General features: G+C 42.5%; 22 protein-coding genes. 14 read left to right on the top strand and 8 right to left on the bottom strand.

Annotated features, from left to right (window positions below):
• The first annotated feature begins 6 nt into the window (after positions 1 to 6).
• The 5 genes from JOD03_RS10285 to JOD03_RS10265 all read left to right on the top strand — a co-directional run bounded on the left by JOD03_RS10285 (position 7) and on the right by JOD03_RS10265 (position 6,203).
• The gene (locus JOD03_RS10285) at positions 7 to 1,182 is read left to right on the top strand and encodes a sugar ABC transporter permease (RefSeq protein WP_204590822.1); all 1,176 of its coding nucleotides are present in this window, start codon (positions 7 to 9) and stop codon (positions 1,180 to 1,182) included.
• 74 nt (positions 1,183 to 1,256) lie between these two features.
• Positions 1,257 to 2,228 carry a sugar ABC transporter substrate-binding protein gene (locus JOD03_RS10280; protein WP_204590819.1) on the top strand — a complete coding sequence of 324 codons (972 nt, stop codon included), beginning with the start codon at positions 1,257 to 1,259 and terminating at the stop codon, positions 2,226 to 2,228.
• Positions 2,225 to 3,658, top strand: a complete 1,434-nt coding sequence (locus JOD03_RS10275) for a sensor histidine kinase (protein WP_204590817.1) — start codon at positions 2,225 to 2,227, stop codon at positions 3,656 to 3,658. The genes JOD03_RS10280 and JOD03_RS10275 overlap by 4 nt, the downstream gene beginning before the upstream one ends.
• A complete protein-coding gene (locus tag JOD03_RS10270) occupies positions 3,655 to 5,157 on the top strand; it encodes a response regulator (RefSeq protein WP_204590815.1) in 1,503 nt (500 codons plus the stop codon). The genes JOD03_RS10275 and JOD03_RS10270 overlap by 4 nt, the downstream gene beginning before the upstream one ends.
• A gap of 11 nt (positions 5,158 to 5,168) precedes the next feature.
• A complete protein-coding gene (locus JOD03_RS10265) occupies positions 5,169 to 6,203 on the top strand; it encodes a sugar ABC transporter substrate-binding protein (RefSeq protein WP_239584941.1) in 1,035 nt (344 codons plus the stop codon).
• 28 nt (positions 6,204 to 6,231) lie between these two features.
• On the opposite strand, the gene JOD03_RS10260 is transcribed toward JOD03_RS10265, so the two are convergent.
• From JOD03_RS10260 to JOD03_RS10245, 4 genes are all read right to left on the bottom strand, one after another.
• Complete coding sequence (locus tag JOD03_RS10260; protein ID WP_204590811.1) at positions 6,232 to 7,371, bottom strand: zinc-dependent alcohol dehydrogenase; 1,140 nt, start codon at positions 7,369 to 7,371, stop codon at positions 6,232 to 6,234.
• A 230-nt stretch (positions 7,372 to 7,601) separates the two neighbouring features.
• On the bottom strand, positions 7,602 to 8,717 hold the full coding sequence (locus tag JOD03_RS10255) for a hypothetical protein (RefSeq protein ID WP_204590809.1): 1,116 nt from the start codon (positions 8,715 to 8,717) through the stop codon (positions 7,602 to 7,604).
• Positions 8,692 to 9,225 (bottom strand): sigma-70 family RNA polymerase sigma factor, encoded by a 534-nt coding sequence (locus JOD03_RS10250; protein WP_204590807.1) that lies wholly within the window; start codon positions 9,223 to 9,225, stop codon positions 8,692 to 8,694. The genes JOD03_RS10255 and JOD03_RS10250 overlap by 26 nt, the downstream gene beginning before the upstream one ends.
• Positions 9,226 to 9,313: 88 nt before the next feature.
• Positions 9,314 to 9,685, bottom strand: a complete 372-nt coding sequence (locus JOD03_RS10245) for a hypothetical protein (protein WP_204590805.1) — start codon at positions 9,683 to 9,685, stop codon at positions 9,314 to 9,316.
• Between the two features lie 281 nt (positions 9,686 to 9,966).
• Between JOD03_RS10245 and JOD03_RS10240 the strand changes: the two genes are divergently transcribed.
• Positions 9,967 to 10,971, top strand: coding sequence for a sodium:calcium antiporter (locus JOD03_RS10240; protein WP_204590803.1), 1,005 nt, complete (start codon positions 9,967 to 9,969; stop codon positions 10,969 to 10,971).
• 43 nt (positions 10,972 to 11,014) lie between these two features.
• Here the strand turns inward: JOD03_RS10240 and JOD03_RS10235 are convergent, their stop codons facing one another.
• Positions 11,015 to 11,563: an ECF transporter S component gene (locus JOD03_RS10235; RefSeq protein WP_204590801.1), complete on the bottom strand. Its 549-nt coding sequence runs from the start codon at positions 11,561 to 11,563 to the stop codon at positions 11,015 to 11,017.
• 109 nt (positions 11,564 to 11,672) lie between these two features.
• On the opposite strand from JOD03_RS10235, the gene JOD03_RS10230 reads away from it, so the two are divergent.
• Complete coding sequence (locus JOD03_RS10230; protein WP_204590799.1) at positions 11,673 to 13,376, top strand: ABC transporter ATP-binding protein; 1,704 nt, start codon at positions 11,673 to 11,675, stop codon at positions 13,374 to 13,376.
• Between the two features lie 12 nt (positions 13,377 to 13,388).
• Here the strand turns inward: JOD03_RS10230 and JOD03_RS10225 are convergent, their stop codons facing one another.
• Complete coding sequence (locus JOD03_RS10225) at positions 13,389 to 14,231, bottom strand: TetR family transcriptional regulator (RefSeq protein ID WP_204590796.1); 843 nt, start codon at positions 14,229 to 14,231, stop codon at positions 13,389 to 13,391.
• A gap of 100 nt (positions 14,232 to 14,331) precedes the next feature.
• Here JOD03_RS10225 and JOD03_RS10220 point away from each other — a divergent pair, with 100 nt between their 5' ends.
• The 5 genes from JOD03_RS10220 (at position 14,332) to JOD03_RS10200 (ending at position 20,569) form a co-directional block, all read left to right on the top strand.
• Positions 14,332 to 17,427, top strand: coding sequence for an efflux RND transporter permease subunit (locus JOD03_RS10220; protein ID WP_204590794.1), 3,096 nt, complete (start codon positions 14,332 to 14,334; stop codon positions 17,425 to 17,427).
• Between the two features lie 86 nt (positions 17,428 to 17,513).
• Positions 17,514 to 17,702 carry a hypothetical protein gene (locus JOD03_RS10215; protein WP_204590792.1) on the top strand — a complete coding sequence of 63 codons (189 nt, stop codon included), beginning with the start codon at positions 17,514 to 17,516 and terminating at the stop codon, positions 17,700 to 17,702.
• 103 nt (positions 17,703 to 17,805) lie between these two features.
• Positions 17,806 to 18,654 carry a VOC family protein gene (locus JOD03_RS10210; protein WP_204590790.1) on the top strand — a complete coding sequence of 283 codons (849 nt, stop codon included), beginning with the start codon at positions 17,806 to 17,808 and terminating at the stop codon, positions 18,652 to 18,654.
• A 96-nt stretch (positions 18,655 to 18,750) separates the two neighbouring features.
• The gene (locus JOD03_RS10205; RefSeq protein ID WP_204590788.1) at positions 18,751 to 19,416 is read left to right on the top strand and encodes an HAD family hydrolase; all 666 of its coding nucleotides are present in this window, start codon (positions 18,751 to 18,753) and stop codon (positions 19,414 to 19,416) included.
• A 52-nt stretch (positions 19,417 to 19,468) separates the two neighbouring features.
• Complete coding sequence (locus tag JOD03_RS10200; RefSeq protein WP_204590786.1) at positions 19,469 to 20,569, top strand: MBL fold metallo-hydrolase; 1,101 nt, start codon at positions 19,469 to 19,471, stop codon at positions 20,567 to 20,569.
• Positions 20,570 to 20,592: 23 nt separating this feature from the next.
• Here JOD03_RS10200 and JOD03_RS10195 read toward each other — a convergent pair whose 3' ends face one another.
• The gene (locus tag JOD03_RS10195) at positions 20,593 to 21,036 is read right to left on the bottom strand and encodes a GyrI-like domain-containing protein (RefSeq protein ID WP_204590784.1); all 444 of its coding nucleotides are present in this window, start codon (positions 21,034 to 21,036) and stop codon (positions 20,593 to 20,595) included.
• 46 nt (positions 21,037 to 21,082) lie between these two features.
• On the opposite strand from JOD03_RS10195, the gene JOD03_RS10190 reads away from it, so the two are divergent.
• Positions 21,083 to 21,274, top strand: a complete 192-nt coding sequence (locus tag JOD03_RS10190) for a hypothetical protein (RefSeq protein ID WP_204590782.1) — start codon at positions 21,083 to 21,085, stop codon at positions 21,272 to 21,274.
• On the opposite strand, the gene JOD03_RS10185 is transcribed toward JOD03_RS10190, so the two are convergent.
• Positions 21,269 to 21,880 carry a TetR/AcrR family transcriptional regulator gene (locus JOD03_RS10185; RefSeq protein WP_204590780.1) on the bottom strand — a complete coding sequence of 204 codons (612 nt, stop codon included), beginning with the start codon at positions 21,878 to 21,880 and terminating at the stop codon, positions 21,269 to 21,271. The two genes, JOD03_RS10190 and JOD03_RS10185, sit on opposite strands and share 6 nt — an antisense overlap.
• A gap of 171 nt (positions 21,881 to 22,051) precedes the next feature.
• Between JOD03_RS10185 and JOD03_RS10180 the strand changes: the two genes are divergently transcribed.
• Entirely contained in the window at positions 22,052 to 22,777 is a 726-nt protein-coding gene (locus JOD03_RS10180; protein ID WP_204590778.1) for an SDR family NAD(P)-dependent oxidoreductase, read from the top strand.
• Positions 22,778 to 22,910: the final 133 nt, after the last annotated feature.

The following is a 22,910-nucleotide window of genomic DNA, read 5'->3' as shown; positions in this document are numbered from 1 at the left end:
CCGGCTATGAATTTAGTAACGGAAGCAAAAACAATTATTAAAGAAAACATCCGGGATTACGGGATGTATATTGCCTTACTTGTAATTTTATTGACGTTTACGATTATGACGAACGGTCTATTTCTATCGTCTCGAAACATTAGCAATATGCTTGACTCAGCTGGCTATATTGCCGTTTTGGCTGTCGGGATGACACTCGTAATTGTCATTCGTCACATTGACTTGTCTGTTGGGTTTGTGGCCGGTTTCTTAGGAGCTGTCGCTGCTATTTTCTTAACTCAAATGGGCGTGTCTGTCTGGATTACGATTCCAGTCGTACTCCTACTTGGAATTTTAATTGGCTTGTTTAATGGTGTACTTGTGGCAAAGATTGGGATTCCTGCGTTTGTAGCAACACTTGCTGCGATGTTAATTTTCCGTGGGGCATTGTTACAAGTAACGGAACGGACAGGAACAATCATTGTGCGAGATGATACGTTCAACGCTCTTGGAAACGGGTTTATCCCCTCTCTTGTACAAATCGGCGGCTTACATCTTTTAACCTTGTTAGTAGGTGTTGTTGGTATCCTATTTTACATTTACAGTGAATTCTCCGGACGCAAGGATAAACAAAAATACGGATTCGACGTTATGTCGATGCCTATGTTTACAATTAAACTATTATTAGTATCCGCGATTATTGGCTATGTAACATGGATCTTAGCAGGATACAACGGTCTTTCTTGGACTGTCGTCATCATGCTCGTCGTCGTTGTGATTTATCACTTCCTGACAACAAAAACGGTTCTTGGACGTCACATTTACGCAGTTGGAAGTAATCCAGAAGCTGCGCACTTGAGCGGGATTAATGTTCAAAAGATCACACTATTTGTATTCGGTTCAATGGGGATGCTGGCTGCCGTTTCCGGGATACTCTATACGGCGCGTCTGCAGTCTGCGACTACGACTGCGGGAACGTTGTTTGAGCTAGATGCTATCGCTGCTGCTTATGTCGGCGGAGTTTCATCAGCCGGTGGGGTAGGAAAAGTGACAGGAGCTATCATTGGGGCTGTTGTTATGGCGTCCTTATCTAGCGGAATGAACTTATTGGGTGTAGGCGTTTCCTATCAGTACATGATTCGCGGTGGTGTACTAGCAGCTGCAGTGATCTTTGATGTCATGACTCGTAGACAGCGCGCATAATCAAAAGCACCCTCTTCGGGTGCTTTTTGAATTGAAATGACAGTGGTAAGATGGGAAGAAAAGGAGTCGGAGTCATGCGGAAAAAAGTAACGGTAGTACTCAGTTTGTTGATTGCTTTTTTCGCAGTCTTCACCGCCATTTCAGTATGGCGTGTCATACAAGCCGCTCCAAACTTCCCGGAACCAGTAACAGGTACAATTGATCAACTACGTATTGTCTTGATTACTGAAAATCAAACTACAGACTTTTGGAAGCAGGTTGAACGGGGCGCCTTGGAAGAAGCGGAGAGACAAGGGGTCCTCGTGGAAGCATGGGCAGGTTTTGGTACGGAGGATCAAGACTTCAATGGCAATTTGGAGACCGCCATCTATTCCAAAGTCGATGGCATCTTAGTGCAAGGGCAAGATACAGAAGCGTTTAAAGAGCTGACGAAAATTAAAGCTGCTTTCTACGGAGTCCCGATTATTACAATTGGAGAAGATGTACCTGCAGAAGACAGTCTTCGAAAAACCTATGTAGGGTCAAATCAAAAAGAGGCTGGGGGATTGCTTGCAGAGCGTGTGGCAGAAAAGCTCGATTACGAAGGAGAAGTCATTATTGTAGGTGATGAAGAGCCGAGCTACATGCAGCGCCAGCGATTAGAAGGAGTCGAGGAGTCGTTACAAGAATTCTCACAAATTACACCGATTTATCAAGGTATGGGGGATACAAGAGAAGAGATTATGCAAGCGACGATGGAGCGGATGAATCAGTCTCCGGCAGCAACGGCTTGGATCTTACTTGATTCAGACGTTGCGTATTTTGTGACACAAGAAATATCAAGACGCACGCAAGTCGCTCCCTATCTCATTTATTCCTTTGATGAAGCGCCTGAAGCACGAACCCTTCTTCAAGCAAAAGTGATGGATGGTGTCATTCGCCAGCGTCCTAGAGAGATGGGCGAAACAGGTCTACGCTTACTCGTAGAATGGATTCGCGGAGAGACCGTTCCCCTTGATTCAGAAGGGTATGAGACGCCGATTTTCATAGAGGAGGCGGGCTCATGACGATTCAAAACAAGATATGGGGACTGGTCTCTCTGGCTGTACTGATTATGGGCGGGATTTGGATTGCCTTAATGTATTCAAACCAACAATCACAAGAACAGTATAGTTCTATACTGAGCCGATACTTGCAAATGAATGAAGTGACCACCGCTAGTCAATCACTAGTTACAGAATTAAACGAATATATTCGTTTTCCAGTCCCTGCCCAAGAAGAGAAATTAGCACGCGAGGAACAACAGTTGCGTGAGATTCAAGAACAGGTCAGGCAGTTTCGAACAGAAGACAATCAGCTCGATATGACGAACTATTTGTTGATGATGGATAGCTTAATTGAAGCTTCTAACCGAACACTCAGTTTTGTGAAGCAATCTGAAGCAGATGCTGTCACGCAGGAATTCAATGAAGCCAATCGCATCGCAGCTGCACTTGAGAGCAGGACGCTTTATATTTTGGATCAGGAATTGCGTACGTACAATCAAATTTATCGTGACTTGATCCAACAATCGAAAGAACTTGAAAGGCTAGGCCTTTGGTTACTTGGACTGATTACAGCGATTGTACTGTTAGTGGCATACCGATTTTCACTCTCAATCACAAAGCCCGTTCATGAACTTACGCGTGCTGCCAATGAAGTGGCGAAGGGAAATTTCACCACACCCATCCACAGCTCATCCAATGATGAAATTGCTTTTCTCGCCAAAACATTTGATACGATGCGTGAAAATATCAATGAATTATTTCAGGATACCCAGGAAAAAGCTCGACTTGAAAATGAGTTGCAAGAAAATCAACTGTTGCTGAAAGAGAGTCAGTTGAAGAGTCTTCAGAGCCAAATTAATCCGCATTTCCTATTTAATACACTAAACACATTATCGAAAAAAGCTTACTTAGACGGAGCAGAAGAAACAAGTGATTTACTCGTCAGTGTGGCAGGATTGCTCCGCTATAGCCTGAAGAAAGTCGACCAATCCGTCACGTTGAAAGAAGAGGTTACTGTCATTGATCAATACATTGCGATACAGACAGCACGCTTTGCTGATCGATTAACGTTTCACAAAGAAATTGATCCCACATGCATGCAAGTACAGTTGCCAAGTTTAACACTTCAGCCAATCGTTGAAAATGCAATGATTCATGGAATTGAACGACTAGTAGATGGCGGAACGATTGTGTTGCGCGTTTTCAAGCAGCATGATGCGGTAATTGCTGAAGTAAAGGACGATGGTCCAGGTATTTCAGAGATAGATATTGAACATTTGTTGCACCAAGAAGTGCGGCAAGAAACCGGCCACTCTACGAGTATCGGGTTTCAAAATGTCCGAAAACGATTACAGCTCTTTTATGGCACGCAGGATGTAATGACGATTGAAAGTTCGCCTGCAACTGGGACTACCGTACGAATTCGAATTCCACTGGAGGTGACACCATGAAATTACTAATGGTTGACGATGAACCAATCGAACGAGAAGGTATGCGCCGAATTCTTTCCACTGCATTTCCTGATTTAGAGATCTATGATGCACGCAATGGCTATGAGGCGATTGAGAGTGTAAAACAACATCGACCGGACATCGTCTTGATGGATATTATGATGCCAGGTATTAATGGAATTGAGGCTCTTCAAACCATTCAAGAAATTCATCCTACTATTCGTGGCGTTATGGTAACAGCGTTCGATACATTTGATTATGCACGACAAGCCTTACGTTTAGGCGTAAAGGAGTATTTATTAAAGCCGAGTCAACGTAGTGAAATCATTGCTACAGTTGAAACGGTTATCGAGCAATGTAAAGAAGAGTCCCGGAAGCAGAAAGCAAGTATGCATGCAGAACGTTTAGCAGAGACAGAACTTGTCACGCAACTTGTATTCCATCACATGCATGACGTACAGTTGGACGTTTTAATGGAATCTGTGGGTATTCAATCGCAACCTGCTTTTGTACTCGTGGTGTATCTACCAGAACCGACGGAAGCGTTATATAGCTTAATTAAAGAACGTGTCCATGAAACTGAGCATGCTTTAGTCGGAGCCCTTTATGGCAAGCAATTGCCACTAGTAGTTTTCCGTAACTCTACTGTGTCATACCGCTCACAAGCAATGCCTTTTGCTCAAGGACTCATTGCTTTACTTCGTGACAAAGCGGATGTATTTGTTGGGGTGGGGGAACAAGTAGAAGACCTGGCAGACATAGCGGTTTCCTATCAACAGGCAGTCATTGCACTCGCTTCCCATACACAGTCTGTGCGTTTTCGCTTCTATGAAGAGAACTTGAACCAATTTGAAGGGACAGATACAACGACGGTTCGTCAGAAAGAGAAGCAGTTTTTTGACGCATTGGATCAAGGAGATTGGCAGGAGATTGAACGGCTTTTTAATGAGTTTATAGATGAACAAGAACATCAGAACCAACCCCTCGTCTATTCACAACAACGTGTACTCGAGTTAGTGTGGGTCATCCAGCGGGCATTAGAGAATCTCGGAATGGTGACACCCACTGCCTATTTATCTTTTCAATCCCAAAACTATCGTCAATTACGAGCAGAAGTGCAAGGTTTACTCGAACAGATTTCGGCCCATTATGAGCAGCATTTAAATAAAGCGGAGTCCAATAAGGTCCAACAAGTCAAACGCTATATCGAGGAACATTCACATGAAGAGATTTCATTGGATGCGCTTGCAGCGTTAGTAGACTTCACACCAATGTATTTAAGTAAATTGTTTAAAGATAAACTAGGCGTCAATTATATTGACTATTTAACGACATGTCGTATTGAGCATGCAAAACAATTGCTGAAAAACCCTGAGCTTAGTTTGAAAGAAATCAGTTACGAGGTTGGTTATCACGAGCCGAACTATTTCAGTAAGGTGTTTAAAAAAGTATGCGGCAAGACACCATCAGATTATCGAAAGCAGCTAATAAGTCGATGAGATGGCGATGGATGCAAAGATGGACAGTCCTTGTTTTTGTCTTGGTATTTCTTTTCGCATGTGAACAACAAGTAGAGCAACAGCCGTCGCCAAGGCCTGAGCCTATAGCGATAGAAGACATTCGAATTGGTTTTTCAATGGATACACTTGTTGAAGACCGATGGATCAAGGACCGCGATTTATTTAAAGAGGCAGTAGAAGCGTTAGGTGCAGAAGTGGTAATCGAAGCTGCAAACGGCGATGATGTATTGCAAGTAGCGCAAGCAGAGACATTGATTCAAAGCGGCATCGATGTTCTTGTCATTGTTCCCCATAACGCGGAAGCTACAGCGGCAATTGTCCATAAAGCGCATCAGGCGGGAATCAAAGTCATTTCTTATGATCGACTCGTCAAAAATGCAGATATTGATTTGTATGTTTCGTTTGATAATGAGCGAGTTGGAGAATTGCAGGCAGAGGCCATGTTGCAAGCGGTACCCCAAGGGAATTATGTGTTTATCGGTGGAGCCGCTACAGACAACAACGCGCACTTATTAAAACGAGGTGCTTTTCGTGTGTTACAACCTGCGATTGATGCGGGAGACGTACGAGTGATTTATGATCAGTGGACGGAAGACTGGACGCCAGTAAATGCCCGTGACAACATGCGCGAAGCTCTTGAAATCAATGCTCATCAAGTAGATGCTGTGATTGCCTCGAATGATGCGACAGGCGGAGGCGTGCAAGAAGCATTGGCTATCTATGGACTCAACGGAAAGGTGCCGATAGCCGGTCAAGATGCAGATCTTGCAGGGATACGTAGAATTGTAGCAGGGGAGCAGCTGATGACGGTGTATAAACCTATCCGCCATTTATCGCAGACGGCTGCACAACTAGCCGTCATGCTTGCAAGAGGGGAAGAGGTTGAGATCAGTAGTTATGTAAACAACGGCAAAAAAGAGGTGCCATCCGTATTGATTGAACCAATTGCTGTCATGCGCGATACGATTGATTCTACAGTAATTCAGGATGGGTATCATAGTTATGACGACGTTTATGGAAATTAAAAAAGAGCGCGATGAGCGCTCTTTTTTGTTAAGGCTTTAAGACGAATTTGATACTGTCGTCTTGATGGTCATGAAAAAGTTCATAGGCTTCTGCTGCCTTGTCTAGGCTCATACGATGCGTAATGATTTCAGTCGGATCAAATTCTCCGTCCTCTATTTTTTTATATAGCATCGGCATCAAATGTACTACGGGTGCTTGCCCCATTTTCAATTCAACGTTGCGCTCAAAGATATTGCCGAGTGGGAAATTGTTATAGCTTGAGCCATACACACCTGTTAATTGAATGGTTCCAAATTTACGTACAGCATCAAGACCGATGTCAAGAGCGCTTAATGTACCGCCTTGCAGTTTAAGTTTTTGTTGCGCTTTATCGGCAAGAGACATCTTACCGTCCATTCCGACACAATCGATGACAATATCTACGCCTCCATTTGTAATTTCTCGAATATGTTTCCCCATGTGATTAAAATCCTCGAAATTATAGGCTTCCACTTTATTCATCTGGATAGCTTTTTGGAGGCGATATGGAACGTGGTCTACTGCAATAACACGTTTTGCACCTTGCATCCACGCAAATTTTTGTGCCATTAGTCCAACTGGACCGCAGCCTAATACAGCAACAGTGTCTCCTTTCTTCATTCCTGAATTTTTAACACTCCACCAAGCAGTAGGGAGCACGTCTGATAGAAAAAGGAGGGCCTCGTCTTCTAATTCACTAGATTCTGGAATTTTGAATGGGAGATAATTACCAAATGGCACTCGCAAATACTCCGCTTGTCCCCCCGCCCAGTCTCCATAACGTTCCGTAAATCCAAAATACCCTCCCGAGTCTACGGCAGGATTGTCATTCGCATTGTCACATTGACTTTCCATCTCGTGCTGACAGTAAAAACAATCACCACAAGCTACATTGAAGGGAATGACAACGCGGTCTCCTTTTTTTACAGATGTTACATCAGGACCTACTTCTTCAACAATTCCCATTGGTTCGTGTCCGATGACGTACCCTTTACGTGCTGGCACAGCACCGCGATAGATATGAAGGTCTGAACCACAAATGGCAGTAGTCGTAATTCTAACAACGATATCATCTGACTTCTCAAGCTTTGCATCGGCAACTTCTTTAACTTGTACATCTTTTGAACCTTGAAACGTCACAGCTTTCATGCATGATCAACTTCCTTTCAAATTGGGTTTGCATTTTTATTCCCGAAAGGTTTGCATATAATCTGCGACTAAAGTATCGATTAACGGAATTTGGAAAGTATGTGCAGAGTTTTTTCTATGTGTTTTTCTGTAATGGGAGACAGCAAGTTTTTCAATTTTGCAGATTGCGAAGAGAACTATTTTGCGGTCATGGAGACGAACTAAAACCACGGCGATTGCGCCGAGGTTTTTTATGGTTTGATTAAATGAATGGTTGGGCCACCATCAAAATAATTTTCTTCTACCATCTGAAGCGTACCGTCTGGAGCAAACTGCGGCGTAACAAGACGCCCTTTTACTTTCGGAAAGTCGCTGAATGGAACTGCTTTGTTGTTTTCGATTGTAAAGAGTTCTACGTCATCGGTATCTTCCCCCCAACGATCTACGACACTGAGTGCTAGATAGTTCCCATGAATCGCTGAATAACTGTATTCTGGCGTTTCAATCATTTGAAAAGCACCTGATTGGATGTCCATATACCCAAGCTCAAGACGTCCATTCTCTGTGGCAAAATCGAAGTACACCCGATCTTCTACCACGTACATGTTATATAAAGAAGTGTACGGGAGATTCGATTGCTGCTGAATCAACTTGCCGGTTAATGTATCATACACAAATAGAGTAGAACTACCTTCAAAGCTGTTTAAAATTGCAGCTCTATGATTTTGGTAGGCGCCTCTTGTAGTCCTTTTATCATTTGTATGAAGTAGTTTGGGGATTTGTGTAGTTAAATCCATAACATAATGACTATGATCATTCGTATAGAAGTTGGCATAAAACAATGTATCATCCTCTAAGGTTAGTTCTATAGGATTGATAGAAGGGATGACCGTTAGTTCTTTGCTCTTCCGGTTTAGTATATTCAGTGTGTAGTCTTCATTGTCGAAATCTCCCCAAACGAGCCATTTTTCATTCGCTACATAAGAATACTGAGCACCTGGATCCGCAAAACTTGCGATTTTCTCTGTTAACCTTTCACCGATTGCATAGCTATAGGCACCATCTTCTTTCGCGAAAATGAGTTCATGTGTCTCTGGAACATAAACCGACCAATGCAGGGCACTTTGGTACGTGTCCGGTACGATGACTTCTTCATGAGAAGTGAATGGTGATGCCGTCGAGTTAGTAAAACTCGTAAACAACGCATACCCAATCACTCCAATGAAAAGTAAAGCGGCTAAAGGTAAGAACTTCAAAGTTGCGGGCGTTTTCTTTTTCCGAACGCGCTCTCGTACAAGTTGCTGCTCACGTTCACTGAACGAGATGTCTTTCGGCAATGTTTCATTTAGAAGTTGTTTCAGATCCATTCCACTCCACCTCCAATTCATTCCGTAGTAGTTCGCGACCTCTTGCAAGCCTAGTTTTCACTGTGTTTGGAGAACATCCTAAAACTTCTGCTGTTTCGTTAACCGAGAGTTCGGCGTAGTAATGGAGCCATAGAGACTCTCTGTAATGAAGCGGCATTGATTCCAGTACAGTATGCAATTCCGATGTTTTTTCTTTCTCGAGGAACGTCTCTTCATTGCTTGCACGCTTGCCAAAAATTTTGAGTTTATCACTGAACTTCACTTTTTGTGCATGCCAACTTTTTAAGTAATTCAAGCTTTCATTGACGGCAATTCGGTACAAGTACGTTTTTAGAGAAGCGCGCCCTTCAAAACGCTCCATCCCTATATAAAATTTAAGAAATGTGTCTTGCGTGAGATCTTCAGCTTTTTGCAAATCTCGAACGTAGGAATAGATGACGCGTTTTATCATGTCACCATGCTCCTGCATAGTTTCGTTCAACCTGTCGTTCTTTTGGTCTTCTGTCACATCATCGCATCCTTTCCTACTCGTTAGACAACGCACGTCTCTCCATGGTTTCATACGCAGCAAAAAAAGAAAAGCCCCAAAGGAAAAGTTATCCTTTCGGGACCTGCACAAGTGTATAATTTTTTGTCCATTTTTGTGTCGTTAGGACAATCTCTGCACCTGAATTAGTAAAAAACAATCCACTTCCGTCCAGTTCACGCAACTCCCAGCCATGCGAAGCCATAAATTCTTCGATGCGCTGATTCGCTAAATCCGTCCGTTTTTCTTTTACCGCATACCATAACGAATTGGCTTCTTCCGTTAAATAAACCAGAGGTGCATTAGACGCGGAAATCCGTTGTGCCACTTCAGGAGGAGTTAATGATGAAAATGGTAATGGCGGATGCGCGAGCCGTTCATAAAGTCCAAATAGACCGATGGAGACCATAAGCATCCCTATGACAATCACAATCTTTTTCATGGTAGTCCCACCTTTCCCTTCCGAACTAGACGGAAAGAACCCGAAAAAAGTTTCACAAAGGATTAAGAATAGACAACAGCGGGTAGAGATTGTATACTGTTTTTATAAATAGGGGAGTAGTGGCAAGCGACGCATTCGTCATTTCGGTAAAATGTACCCGGATCGTCCCGCTCAATTTGAGCGCACAAGACCTTTTTATGATGCAGACTGAGTAAGTTCAGATGTTTTCATAAAAAGGTCTTTTTTTGTGACTACTTTCCAACATAGAAGGAGTGAATGCAATGGTCTATATCTTATTTATTCTTGTGGCGGGTATTACCCTTTACGCGGCTATGAAGCTATCAACGTTCGCAGACGTCTTAAGTACCAAAACATCTATGGGAGGCATGTTAGTAGGAACAATCTTACTTGCAGGTGCGACTTCATTACCCGAAGTAACTACCAGTCTTTCAGCAGTGCTAATCGGAAATCCCGACATCGCAGTAGGAAATGTCCTTGGCTCAAATTTATTTAATTTATGTGTGTTAGCTTTGTTTGATTTATATTTCCGTAAGAAGAAATTATATGAACAAATCGATAGCACACATCTTTACTCAGCTGTATTAGCAATTATTCTTACCGCATTGGCGCTTTCAGGATTAGTCTATAGGCAAACTCCTGCAGTCTTTGGAGTCGGCATCGACATGATTGGAATTCTAGTAATTTATATCGCGGGTTTAATTTACATGAACAAAAAATCTTCTTCAATGAAACCAGTAGTGGAACCTACAACGGAGAAGAAGTCTAAGAAAAAGCCTGGGAATCCTCATTCAGATATTTCGTTAAAGAAAGCCATCATTGGCTTTGCAATTTCAGCCCTTGTCATCATGGGTGCAGGTACAGCCCTATCCATCCTAGGTGATCAGATTGCTGTTTTAACAGGTCTTGGTTCAAGTTTCGTCGGAAGTTTCTTAATCGCTGGAACGACTTCCTTACCGGAAGTTGTTTCAGTCTATGTAGCGCTCCGGTTACGTAATGTAAACTTAGCATTCGGTTCAATATTAGGTAGTAACATCTTCAACATGTTAATTCTTGTTATGTCTGATTTCGTTTACCGAGATGGTTCTATCTTAAATGCTGCAGCAGAAAGTCATATCATAACAGGAATCAGCATCACATTCTTGTCTCTACTAGTTATTTACGGAATTCGCCGTAAGCCAACTACGAGCCTAGCAATGTACTTAATTCCATCTGTACTTACTGTTATCGTCTATTTCGTAACAACGTACCTATTATTCATCTCGTAATAAACAAAAACACGGCCATTCAGTGAAGTGGCCGTGTTTTTTGTTATTTAAAATATGGTAATTTCTTTAAAGCAATGACTACTGGAATGGCAATTAATAAACCAACTGCATTCTGAATCAGGTTCCCTGGAATAGAAGCTAACGGAATCACAAAGCTTGAGAACATGATAGCTTCTCCAATGTAGTAAACGACTAGCATGAACGGTATTGAAATGACAGCAGCCGCAATATTCCAGCCGATGCTAGTGCCATTTCGATTTTTCGACCAAGCCACTTTCCCGACTACATACCCTTGGATACCACGTGCAACGATTGTGATAGGTGCCCACAGTAACCAGCCACCCATGATATCAAACAGCCCCATACCGAGTGCACCTGCTGCTGCTCCTTTTTTCGGACCAAACAACATCGCAGAAATAAACAACATCGCAGTGCCTAAATGAACTAATCCACCGTTTGCAGCAAAGAACGGAATACGAATATTCAATAACATAGTGGATACAAATACTAATGCGACGAGCATTGATGTTAGAATTAAATCAAACGTCTTGCCACGAGCAATCGGTCGAGACAGCGATTGAGGGTTTTGCATACAAATTCCTTCTTTCTTCAAATTGAGTTAGTCCTACTTTACCAGGGAACTGAACCCTCAAAAAGTATCAGTTCTAAATAAAATATAGTGGTCAGAAAGAGGATGCACAATGAAAATGAAATCGTTAGTGGATGGAATGAGATGGCCGAAGTGGATGATTGCCTTCGCATTTCTCTTTAGTTTAGTGGAAACAGGCTTTGGTCTTGTCATTCCTTTACTTACTATGAACTTCATCGATAGTTTCACAGAAGGAGGAATTAGTCCACTTCTACTAGGTGGCGTTGCGCTATTATTAATTGTTCAAGCCGTCTTATCTGGAATCGCATTTTATTTGATGCGGAAGATTGGAGAATATGTAGTAGCTTACATTCGCAATCGTGTCTGGCGTCATGTCCTTGGCCTTCCTGTCGGTTTTTTTGATAATGAAGAATCTGGAGAATTGATGAGCCGTATTTTACAAGACACGAGTGTAATCAAATCGCTTATTACCGATCATTTGATTACATTCTTCACGAGCATTTTGACGGTCATCGGAGCTGTCGGTATTTTGCTTTGGATCGACTGGAGAATGACATTGATTCTTTTAGTCTCAGTTCCAGTCACACTCGCTGTCATGTTTCCGATCGGACGTGTTATGTCAAAGGTGGCGAAGTCGACACAAGATGAAGTCGCAACGTTTAGTGCGCAGCTAGGTCGTGTTCTTCAAAACATCCGTCTCGTCAAATACAGCCAGTCTGAAGCCAGGGAGCGGATTCACGGAGAACAACAAGTGGACCGGATTTATAAGTTTTATTTAAAAGAGGCAAAACTCGTATCGATTCTTTCTCCCGTTATGACCCTTATTATGACCCTCGTGTTAATTGTTGTATTTGGGTATGGAGGAGCTCAAGTCGCTTCTGGAGCTTTATCTGCAGGGGCCTTGGTCGCGATTATATTTTACTTGATTCAAATCATTGTGCCCTTCACTCAAATGGCGAGCTTTTTCACAGCGTATCAAAAGACGGTAGGTGCAACAGAACGCATTCAAGATATTTTAGAGCGGGCACAGGAAAATGCGGAGGGGAAATCGCTTCCTTCTACAGAGCAAGATGTCGTTCTCCACGATGTGACGTTTGCTTACGGAGAGAAAGTGATTCTCGAAGATATTTCCTTAAGTATTCCAAGAGGAAAAGTCACAGCGTTTGTTGGCGAAAGCGGTGGAGGAAAAACGACGATGTTTTCGATGCTCCAGCGCTTTTATGAACCGAAACACGGAGGTATTAACTACGGGGACACAGATATTCGAGAGATTAAACTGGCAGAATGGCGGGGTCTCTTTGGGTACGTCTCTCAAGAAAGTCCTTTGATGAACGGAACGATTCGAGACAATATCCTATATGGTGTGGAACAAGTGCCTACGGATACAGCTATAGAACAAGCTCTACGCCAAGCCAATGCGTGGGAGTTTATAATGAAACTTGAGCAAGGACTTGAGACGCCAGTAGGTGAAGGCGGGATCAAACTTTCAGGTGGACAACGTCAAAGAATTGCAATTGCTCGAGCCGTACTGCGCAACCCGCGTATATTACTACTAGACGAAGCAACTTCAAGTCTTGATACGGAATCGGAACGACTTGTACAAGAGGCGCTTCAAACTGTCATGCGTGGACGAACGACGCTGGTCATCGCGCACCGCTTGTCGACTGTACAGCACGCAGATCAACTTGTCATTTTGCGAGACAAGCAGATACAAGGTGTCGGTACGCATCATCACCTTGTAGAAACCAATACCTATTACCAAGAACTCGTAAAAAATGCGCAGCTTCTTACGTAAAAAAGACGCCGATTAGGCGTCTTTTTTGTGTGTATAGTGCTTCACCAAGTAAGCAAGCCATTTGGTCGGCGTGTAGGTCATGAAGTTTGCAGCAAGACCCTGAAGTAGCGCTTGGCGTGGAGATTCTTGGCCAAGTTCATCTACTAAAATTGCAAAGGATTCTTGGATGAGTGCTGGGTGCTCATCAGAAAGAAGTTCGCTCACTACAGCTTTGAGATGAGCAGGTGTAGTTGCTAGTTTATCGGTTTGAACCGGAATACGCATCATCTCTTCCGTGATATAACACGTTGTAGAGTGTTTCGCTAAAATGTCCGTCTTTTCCACTAAACTAGCTAGAATCTGTTTCGTGTCATGAGGATAGGGATGAAACAAAATTAGTTGTGAATAAATACGCACAAGTCCTTTGACCGCTACTAATAAGTCCGCAGACTGGTCAGTTGTGTGCGTTGGATATAGTTCATGAAACAGAGAGAGCAAGGATCGGTCGATGAGTGTATCGTACACAATTAAATCCGATAAGATGTCTTCATTGATCGAATGCATTTGCTCTTGCGCATACATTTTCGCAAAATCTGCATGTTTCACAAGTAAATCCAGGTGCGCTGCGAAGTAATTATGAAGTTTTTCTGATGCTGGAAGTAGTGATGTGACTACTTGGTCAATATCGGCAACAAATTGCTGCATGAATGTATCGATAATCTCTTTTATAAGCTCTTCTTTTGAAGAAAAGGCTAGATAAAACGCGCCTTTTGAAATTCCAGTAGAACGAGTGATGTGTTGGATTGAGGTTGCTTCGATACCTTGTTTGGCAAATAGCTGAATCGAGGTTTCGAGAATCTGTTGTTTTTTTGACACATTTTATGCCTCATTTCGAATGCGATAGATTGACTGTTGACCAATCGGTCATTAGTATAAAGTAGTGATTGAAATTCGTCAAAAAGAAAGGGAGTTCGTTGTGCAAGGTTTCGTACGTTTCGTCTTAAAAAATAAATTTGCGGTGTGGTTACTTACCCTAATTGTAACCTTTGCAGGAATCTATTCAACTACACAAATGAAAATGGAGTCGATTCCGGATATTTCAATTCCTTACTTGATAGTAGCAGGAGTCTATCCAGGCGCTACTGCAGAACAAGTAATGGATGAAGTCTCCATTCCATTAGAGCAAGCTGTTGAAAGTTTAGAAGATGTCAAAGCTGTATTTTCAAATTCATCTGCGAATGTATCCCAAGTACAGATTGAATATGAATACGGGGTCGATATGGACCAGAAAAAGCGAGAGCTTGAATCTGCTCTGGATGGTGTCACATTACCAGAAGAGGTAGAAACACCTTCCATTCTATCAATTAGTTTAAACATGTTCCCAGTCGTTGCTCTTTCTGTGAGTAGTGAATCGGAATCGATTGTTGAATTAACAGAGCGCGTTGAAAACTCTATTTTGCCAGAGATTGAAAAAATCGATGGTGTGGCGTCTGCTACAGTCAATGGACAACATATAGAAGAGATTCATTTGACGTATGATCAAGCAGCACTTGAACAATATGGAGTGACAGAAGACGACGTCAAACAAATGTTAGACGCGAGTAACTTAGCGGTTTCTTTAGGTTTGTATGAGTTTGAAGAAGGGGAAGAGGCTGTCTATATTGACGGTGCCCTCACAACTCTTGCAGAGCTGCAAGAACTACTCATTCCGGTTACGCCTTCAGAAACGAACCCAGCACCTTTTGTAGAGCTTTCTGAACTAGCGACGATCGAACTTGTCGGTCAAGTCGAGTCGATTGCTCGCACAAATGGGGAAGATGCGATTGCCATTCAAGTGGTGAAAGGGCAAGAAGCCAATACGGTCACAGTCGTCAATGCTGTGAAAGAATTGATGACCGAATTTGAAAGTGAAGTAGATGGTCTTGTCATTGATATTACACTGGATCAGGGAGAGCCGATTGAAGAATCTGTATTTGCCATGATTGAAAAAGCATTAATCGGTGGATTGATTGCTGTTGCGATTATTTTAATCTTCTTACGCGACTTCCGCTCCACATTGATTGCGATTGTCTCCATTCCAGTTTCAATTTTTGTAGCATTACTCTTATTAAACTGGTTAGATATCACGTTGAATATTATGACACTCGGAGCGATTACGGTTTCAATCGGTCGAGTCATCGATGACTCCATAGTCGTTGTAGAAAATATTTACCGACGCATGCATTTGAAAGAAGAGAAGTTGTCGGGTAGAAAGCTCATTCAATCCGCAACAATTGAGATGTTCAAGCCGATCTTGTCTTCCACACTTGTTACGATTGCGGTATTTGCACCACTCGTGTTTGTCGGAGGTATGGTAGGTGAGTTGTTCTTACCGTTTGCACTAACCATGTCCTTTGCACTTCTTGCATCTCTTGCTGTAGCGATTTCTATTGTTCCAGCGATGTCGCACAGTTTATTCCGTAAAAAGTTATACGGAGAGAAGACTGCTTCTTCCCATCAAGAAGTCGGGAAATTAGCATTGTGGTTTAAAGGTATACTTGAAAAAGCATTGAATCATAAATGGATCACTTCCATCATTGCAGTTGCACTTCTTGTTGGATCACTTGCTCTGACACCGTTGATCGGCTTCTCGTTCTTAGGCTCTCAAACGGAGAAAATGATGTATGTGACGTACTCACCAGCTGCGGGAGAATTGCAGGATGAGACGGTTGCGAACATTGAAGAAGTTGAACAAGAGTTGCTGACACGTGATGAAATTGATGTCGTTCAACTCTCTATTACGGATGCCTCTTCTGCTGATATGGCGGCCATGATGGCGGGAGGAAGTGACGGAGCGCTTCTTTACTTAATCTTTGACGATGCAATCTCAGTAGAAGAGTTTGAAGAGTATCGAAATGACATTACGACGTACTTATCGGAACTCGATCAGTCGGGCGAATGGAGCGAACAAGACTTTATGGGTGGCGGTATGATGTCATCGAATGAAGTCGCGTATACGTTGTATAGTGAAGATTTAGATGATTTACTAACGTCTGTAGAAGAAGTTGAACAAGCCATGACGGAAGTAGATGGGTTAGAAGAAGTCACTTCAGATGCTGAAAATCCATATGTGGAAAATGTTTTACGTATTGAACAGCAGAATGTTTTACAATACGGATTAACATCAGGGCAAATTCTAATGGCCTTATCATCGACTGGTCAGGATGAAGTCATTACAACCATTCGTACAGATGATGGCGATTTGGATGTTGTTGTACAGCGTGAAGAAGCAGCAATTGCTGAGACATTTGAAGAATTACTTGAAACACCGATTCCGACTGCTATGGGTACGACAATGACAATCGGAGAACTGGTAGAAGTAGAAGAAGGGACGACACAAAATACGTTGAGTCGTTCGGAAGGGGAATATTACGCTTCCGTATCAGGTACGATTGCTGGTAATGACGTATCGGGCCCAAGTGCTGATGCGCAAGAAGCCATTGACGCGCTTGACTTGCCGATGGGTGTGAAAGTCGAGACAGGTGGTGTCACTGCTGACATCAACGAAACGTTTACGCAGCTTGGAATTGCGATGGCAGCAGCGATTGCGATTGTCTACTTTATTCTAGTCGTGACGTTCGGTGGTGGACTCGCACCATTTGCGATTCTGTTCTCCCTTCCGTTTGCAGTAATCGGATCCTTTACCGGGCTCTTTATTGCAGGGCAAACCATCTCTGTTTCTGTTATGATGGGTCTTCTAATGCTAATCGGTATTGTTGTCACGAATGCGATTGTACTAGTTGACCGTGTTATCCAGATGGAACGCGAAGGACTCTCTGTACGTGATGCTTTATTAGAAGCAGGAGCTACTCGTCTTCGTCCAATCTTGATGACGGCGATTGCGACAATCGGAGCAATGGTTCCAATGGCGTTGTCGAGCGGTGGAGGCGGTCTTGTATCGCAAGACTTAGCCATTACTGTAATTGGCGGGTTGTTCTCGTCTACCCTATTAACGCTAATTGTTGTTCCAGTTGTTTATGAAGTATTACGCAAATTCCAAAAAAATAAATCACTCGTAGATACAGAAGAGTGAAACTGGCCGACTTCCTTTTTAGGGAGTCGGTTTTTTTGAAACCATTTTGTTTATGAAACGTAAATCTGTTCAAGGAGGCGGTAGTGATGCAAGGAATAACGACGGTAGGATTTGGTCTGTTTGGTCTTTTTTATTTAGTATTTGTACTAGCCATCGTTGGTTTTGTAATTTGGTTCATGGTGCAACTCATTCAAACGCAGCGCGCAAAAGTACGCGTACTCGAAGAAATTTCAATGAAATTAGATCGACCGAAGTCCACGCGTGACAATTTTTAACCACTTCTTACTGGAGTGGTTTTTTTGATTAGTACAAGAAGTATTGACATTATTAAATTACTATTATGAACTAAGTTACAAATAGTAACTAAGGAGAATTTACATGAACTTTCATCAAAAACCTACCACTTTTGTAGCTAGTGTCGCAATCAATGTTACAGATTTAAAACGTTCCCTAGATTTTTATACTCAGGTCATCGGTTTCCAAATCGCAAGTCAAACCGAGTCAGACGCAACCTTAACAACGAATGGAAGAGACGTGCTCTTGACACTTGTTCAGCCAGAACGTGTCACTCCTAAACAGCCACGCACAACAGGTTTATATCACTTTGCTATCCTACTTCCGACACGCCAATCTTTAGCTAGCATCGTACCCCATCTAGTGAATCAAGGAGTACAGCTGGGTTCTTCTGATCACTTAGTCAGCGAAGCATTATACTTTGCCGACCCAGACGGAAATGGGATTGAAATCTACCGTGATCGCCTTCCAGAAGAGTGGACTTGGCAGGGTGACTCTGTTGAAATGACGGTAGACCCATTAAACTTTGAAGACCTATTAACAAAAGAAACTGTAGAAGAATGGACAGGTCTGCCATCAGATACTGTCATGGGGCATATTCATTTGCATGTAGATGACATTGGGCGCGCAGAAGCATTTTACACACAAGGTCTCGATTTTGAAGTGGTTACACGATATGGTCACCAAGCGCTCTTCATCTCAGACAATCGTTACCACCACCATATCGGTTTGAATGTCTGGAACGGTGTTGGTGCTCCGCAACCGGCGAAGCATTCAGCAGGCCTTGTTCACTATACACTCGATGTGCAAGATGCTGACAAACAACAGCAACTTGCAGAACGTTTACAAGCCTTTGGTGCGCGTGTTGACTGGAATGAGAATATCTTAATCACAGCAGACGCTGCAGGAAACGAAATTCATATCGTCTATTGATCCAGTGCGAAACCGATTTTGTCGGTTTCGTTTTTTCATTTCTCAGTAAATTCCTGTACACTAAAAGAAACAGCAATGGACTTGGAGGAACGATTTATGAAAGTGGCTTTGTTTGACTTTGACCGTACGATTTACAAATATGAAACTTACTCATTACTGATGCGGTTTCTTCAAAATCATGACGTGTATGGCAAGCGGTACAAGAAGTTTATGCGCCGGCTCATGCCCATTTATTTATTATATAAAATGAAAATGACTCCGGAAAAAACGATGCGCAAAAAAGCGATGGAAATTTATTTGAAAACGTTTGAAGGAGCTTCAGAAGCAGAATTACGAAGCTATTTTCGAGAAATGGCCGAGGAAATGTCAGGGGACTTTAATCAAGAAGTAATTGACCGCTTGAATTGGCACCATGAACAAGGGCACCGTGTGCTCGTCATATCAGGTGCATTTGATATTATGCTTGAGGAAGTTCTTCGAGATTTACCGATTGATGCCAAGTTAGGAACGGAAGTACCTCTGGCTAACGGAATGTTAACGAAAGTGACAGAGTTGTCGCATGTCCATGAGCGTCAAAAAATTGTGCGCATCGAAGACAACTTGAAAGAAGTCGACGTTGATTGGGAAGCGAGCTATGCATACGGCGACAGTATTTACGATATTGACGTACTTGGACTTGTTGGAAATCCAGTAGCCGTTCAACCGGATGCAGATTTGAAAGCCTATGCAAAAGAGCAGGGCTGGGAAATTATCACGGCATAGTTTAACTTTGTAGTAATTACGGGAATTCATGCTGTAGAAAGAGGTGAACGGTATGCAGATCAAAAAAAGATGGATTGCAGGTGCAGCAGTAGCAGCAGTTGCGGCTTATATAATAGCGAATCCGACATTTGGTAAGCGTGTCTCACGACAACAAAAGAGACAGTTTGAACAATTACCGCACTATAAAGATGGCAAGTTTCGCAATACCCCGCCGATTGTATCACCTGGCGGATTTGAAACGCTTCAAAGTCTAGCGAAAGATTACTTTGTAGGGAAAGCAGATTTACATCCTGCGAACCCACTACCGACCGTAAAGTTTGCGTGCCATGACAATGTGCAAACACCGCACGTCACTTGGTTAGGGCACTCATGCTTTTTAATTGAGTGGAAGAATAAAACGATTTTAGTAGATCCAATGCTTGGTAAAGTACCTCTCCCGTTCAAAGTAAAAGATATGCGATATCCAGTTGTAGAGGAGTTCGATATTGATTGTTTGGAGGACATTGATTACGTCATCTATTCGCATGACCATTACGATCATCTAGACTATGACACATTGCAGCACATTAAGGACCGCGTGCGAAAGTTTTTTGTACCACTAGGCCTTGGTGATCGTTTAGAAGGATGGGGAGTGCCGAAACACCGCATTTTTGAACTAGATTGGTGGGAATCTTTACAAGAAGAGGGTATCCGCTTTACAGCTGCCCCATCTCGTCATTTTTCCGGTCGTTTAGGTATCGACTACGGAGAAACGTTATGGTGCTCTTGGGTCTTTGAGTGGGAAGATACAAAGATTTTCTATAGTGGCGACAGTGGATACGGTAAACATTTTGAAGAAATCGGTCGCAGATATGGGCCGTTTGATCTTGTCATTATGGAAAGCGGACAATACGATGAGCGCTGGCCGGGTGTCCACATGCATCCTGATGAGAGTATGCAGGCATTTTTGGATGTAAAAGGGAAACATGTGTTACCGGTTCATTGGGCAGCTTTTACATTGGCATTCCACAAGTGGGATGACCCACCTGAACAAATGATGGAGCTCGGTAAACAACGAGGTGCTCATGTAGTGATTCCCAAAATCGGAGAGACACTAGATGTCGCAACGTTAGATGCGTATGAAACAAAAACTTGGTGGAGACCTGTTGTATAAAAATAGCCCCTTCTTAGAAGGGGTTATTTCGTCTTGATCGGTAAGTAGATTTCTACTTCCTCGCCTTTATCAGTAGGGAAGTACATTTCGATAATGTAGCCAGTCAAATCAAATTGTAGTTCATTTTCAAGCATCCAGTTAGAGAGTGTCACATGCAACTCACCGATTTCATCAATCGTCCCTTTAGCAAAAGCATAATCACGGGTGATTTCCATATACTCCATACCTGCTGGCGGGTGTGGCGGTTGTTCAGAAACAAGGATGCCTACGAAAAATGTGCCTTCTACTTGATCGACGGTAGATTGTGGTTCGAAAAGAGCAAGCTCTACATGGGATTGATAGTCGGTATCGTGTAATTTTTCTAAAAAAAGCCGTGCTTTTTCAGGTACAACTGTGGCATACTCTTGGAAGATTCCTTTGTGTTTGGTTACAAGAGAACGTACTGTCAGTGTTTTATGAGCTGGCATGCATGTAGCCTCCATTCAAATAAATACGTATAGTAAGGAGTTCAGTATGAAAAATCGTGTATTTGGAACTATTTATTTAGTATTCAGTATAGCATTGTTTATAGGCGTACAAAGATGGCCGTATTTGCAAGATATAGACCCAATCTATCACATACCGCTTTATTTCCCTGCACTAGTGTTAGCGGCCATTGGTTTATACCTCTATCGCATTTCTTTACCGAAAGAACCAAGTTCATAAATCTTGGTTCTTTTTTGTTTGTCCAAAAAATGTGTAAGAAGCAATGTGTGTTCGCGTTAAGTCAATCAAATCCTGAATGAATTCGTTCTCATCTTTCGCGTAGCCACTTTGAATCCACTCGCGAATAAGCCCGTAGAGTCCATTTGCCATATAGCGCTTAAAAATCTTCATATTTACTGGTTGATGATCGATGGTTTGAAAGCTAAATTGCTCATCATAAATCCGTTCGATTGTCTCTGGGAAGGCATGAAGCAAGCCGGGTAAAGTGTCGGGAACAAATAGCAAATCGAAAAATAATCGTTCTTTTCGGATATACGTTAGTAGGCTAAACGATTCGTGGCCCATTTCCTTAGTGTCTACCAATTGACCAGAATAATAGGAGGTACCAACTGCAACTTCTAGACCGGTCAGTTTCTCACGCAAAAGGGATTCGCTCAACTCGTATTTATCATGGTAATAGAGATAAAAAGTGGTACGGTTGTATTCGGTTTTCTCGACAAGTTCTTTAATAGTGACAGCATGGAATCCTCTTTCATGAACTAGTTCCATCAGAGCTAATTGAAAGTTTCTTTTCGTTCTGCGAGCTGCTGCGGAATCTTCTTTCATACCTCTCCTCCAATCGACACAAGATAAGGAAGTGTCGATATTCTCGACACATTACTTAAAGCTAGTGAGTGCTTTTGAAATCGCTTCCTATAGACTAAAAGCAAGAGCAGTATCTTTAGCATCCCACAATTGCTAAGTCGTCGCAACCACACATTAAAGGAGGAGTAACAAATGGCAAAACTAGAAGGAAAAGTAGCCGTAATTACTGGTGGAGCATCTGGAATTGGTGCCGCAACCGCAAAGTTATTTAGTGAACATGGAGCGAAGCTAGTGCTAGTTGATTTACAAGAAGATTTAGGTACCGCGTTTGTTAAAGAATTGCCGGATGCAATTTTCATCAAAGCGGATGTGACGAGTGAAAAAGAAGTGACAGCTGTATTTACAAAAGCAAAAGAAGCGTATGGAAAAGTAGACGTTGTCTTTAACAATGCAGGAATTGGTCGTGTTACACCGACGCACGACTTATCGTATGATGAGTGGAGAAAGACAGTGGCTGTCGATTTAGATGGCGTTTTCTTGGTTGCTCGTGAAGCAATTCGTGCATTTAAAGAGCAGGATGGAGGCGTCATTGTAAATACCGCTTCTATGTACGGTTGGGTCGGTTCACCGGGATCTGCTGCTTACAATGCTGCCAAAGGTGGGGTAGTGAACTTTACACGTTCTATTGGTCTTGAGTATGCTGCTGAAAACATTCGTGTGAACGCATTATGTCCTGGATTTATTGATACACCAATCATTCCGGAAGAAAGTAAAGCGGTTTTGAAAGATATGACACCGATGAAGCGTTTGGGTCAAGCTGACGAAATGGCGAAAGCAGTATTGTTCTTAGCATCTGACGATTCAAGCTTCATGACAGGTTCAAGTTTAGTAGTAGACGGCGGGTATACAGCTCAATAATTGACAAAAAGCAGGCCCTAGTGGACCTGCTTTTTTTGAAAGATAAGAAAGTATATAATTTTTGATGCCATGAGCCCAGTGTTCATGGTATTTTGATTTTATGGAGACAAATATTCTTAAGCAGATTTTCTTT

This window comes from Chryseomicrobium aureum, assembly GCF_016909155.1.
GTDB classification, from domain to species: Bacteria; Bacillota; Bacilli; order Bacillales_A; family Planococcaceae; genus Chryseomicrobium; species Chryseomicrobium aureum.
This window is presented reverse-complemented; position numbering and strand designations above follow the sequence as displayed.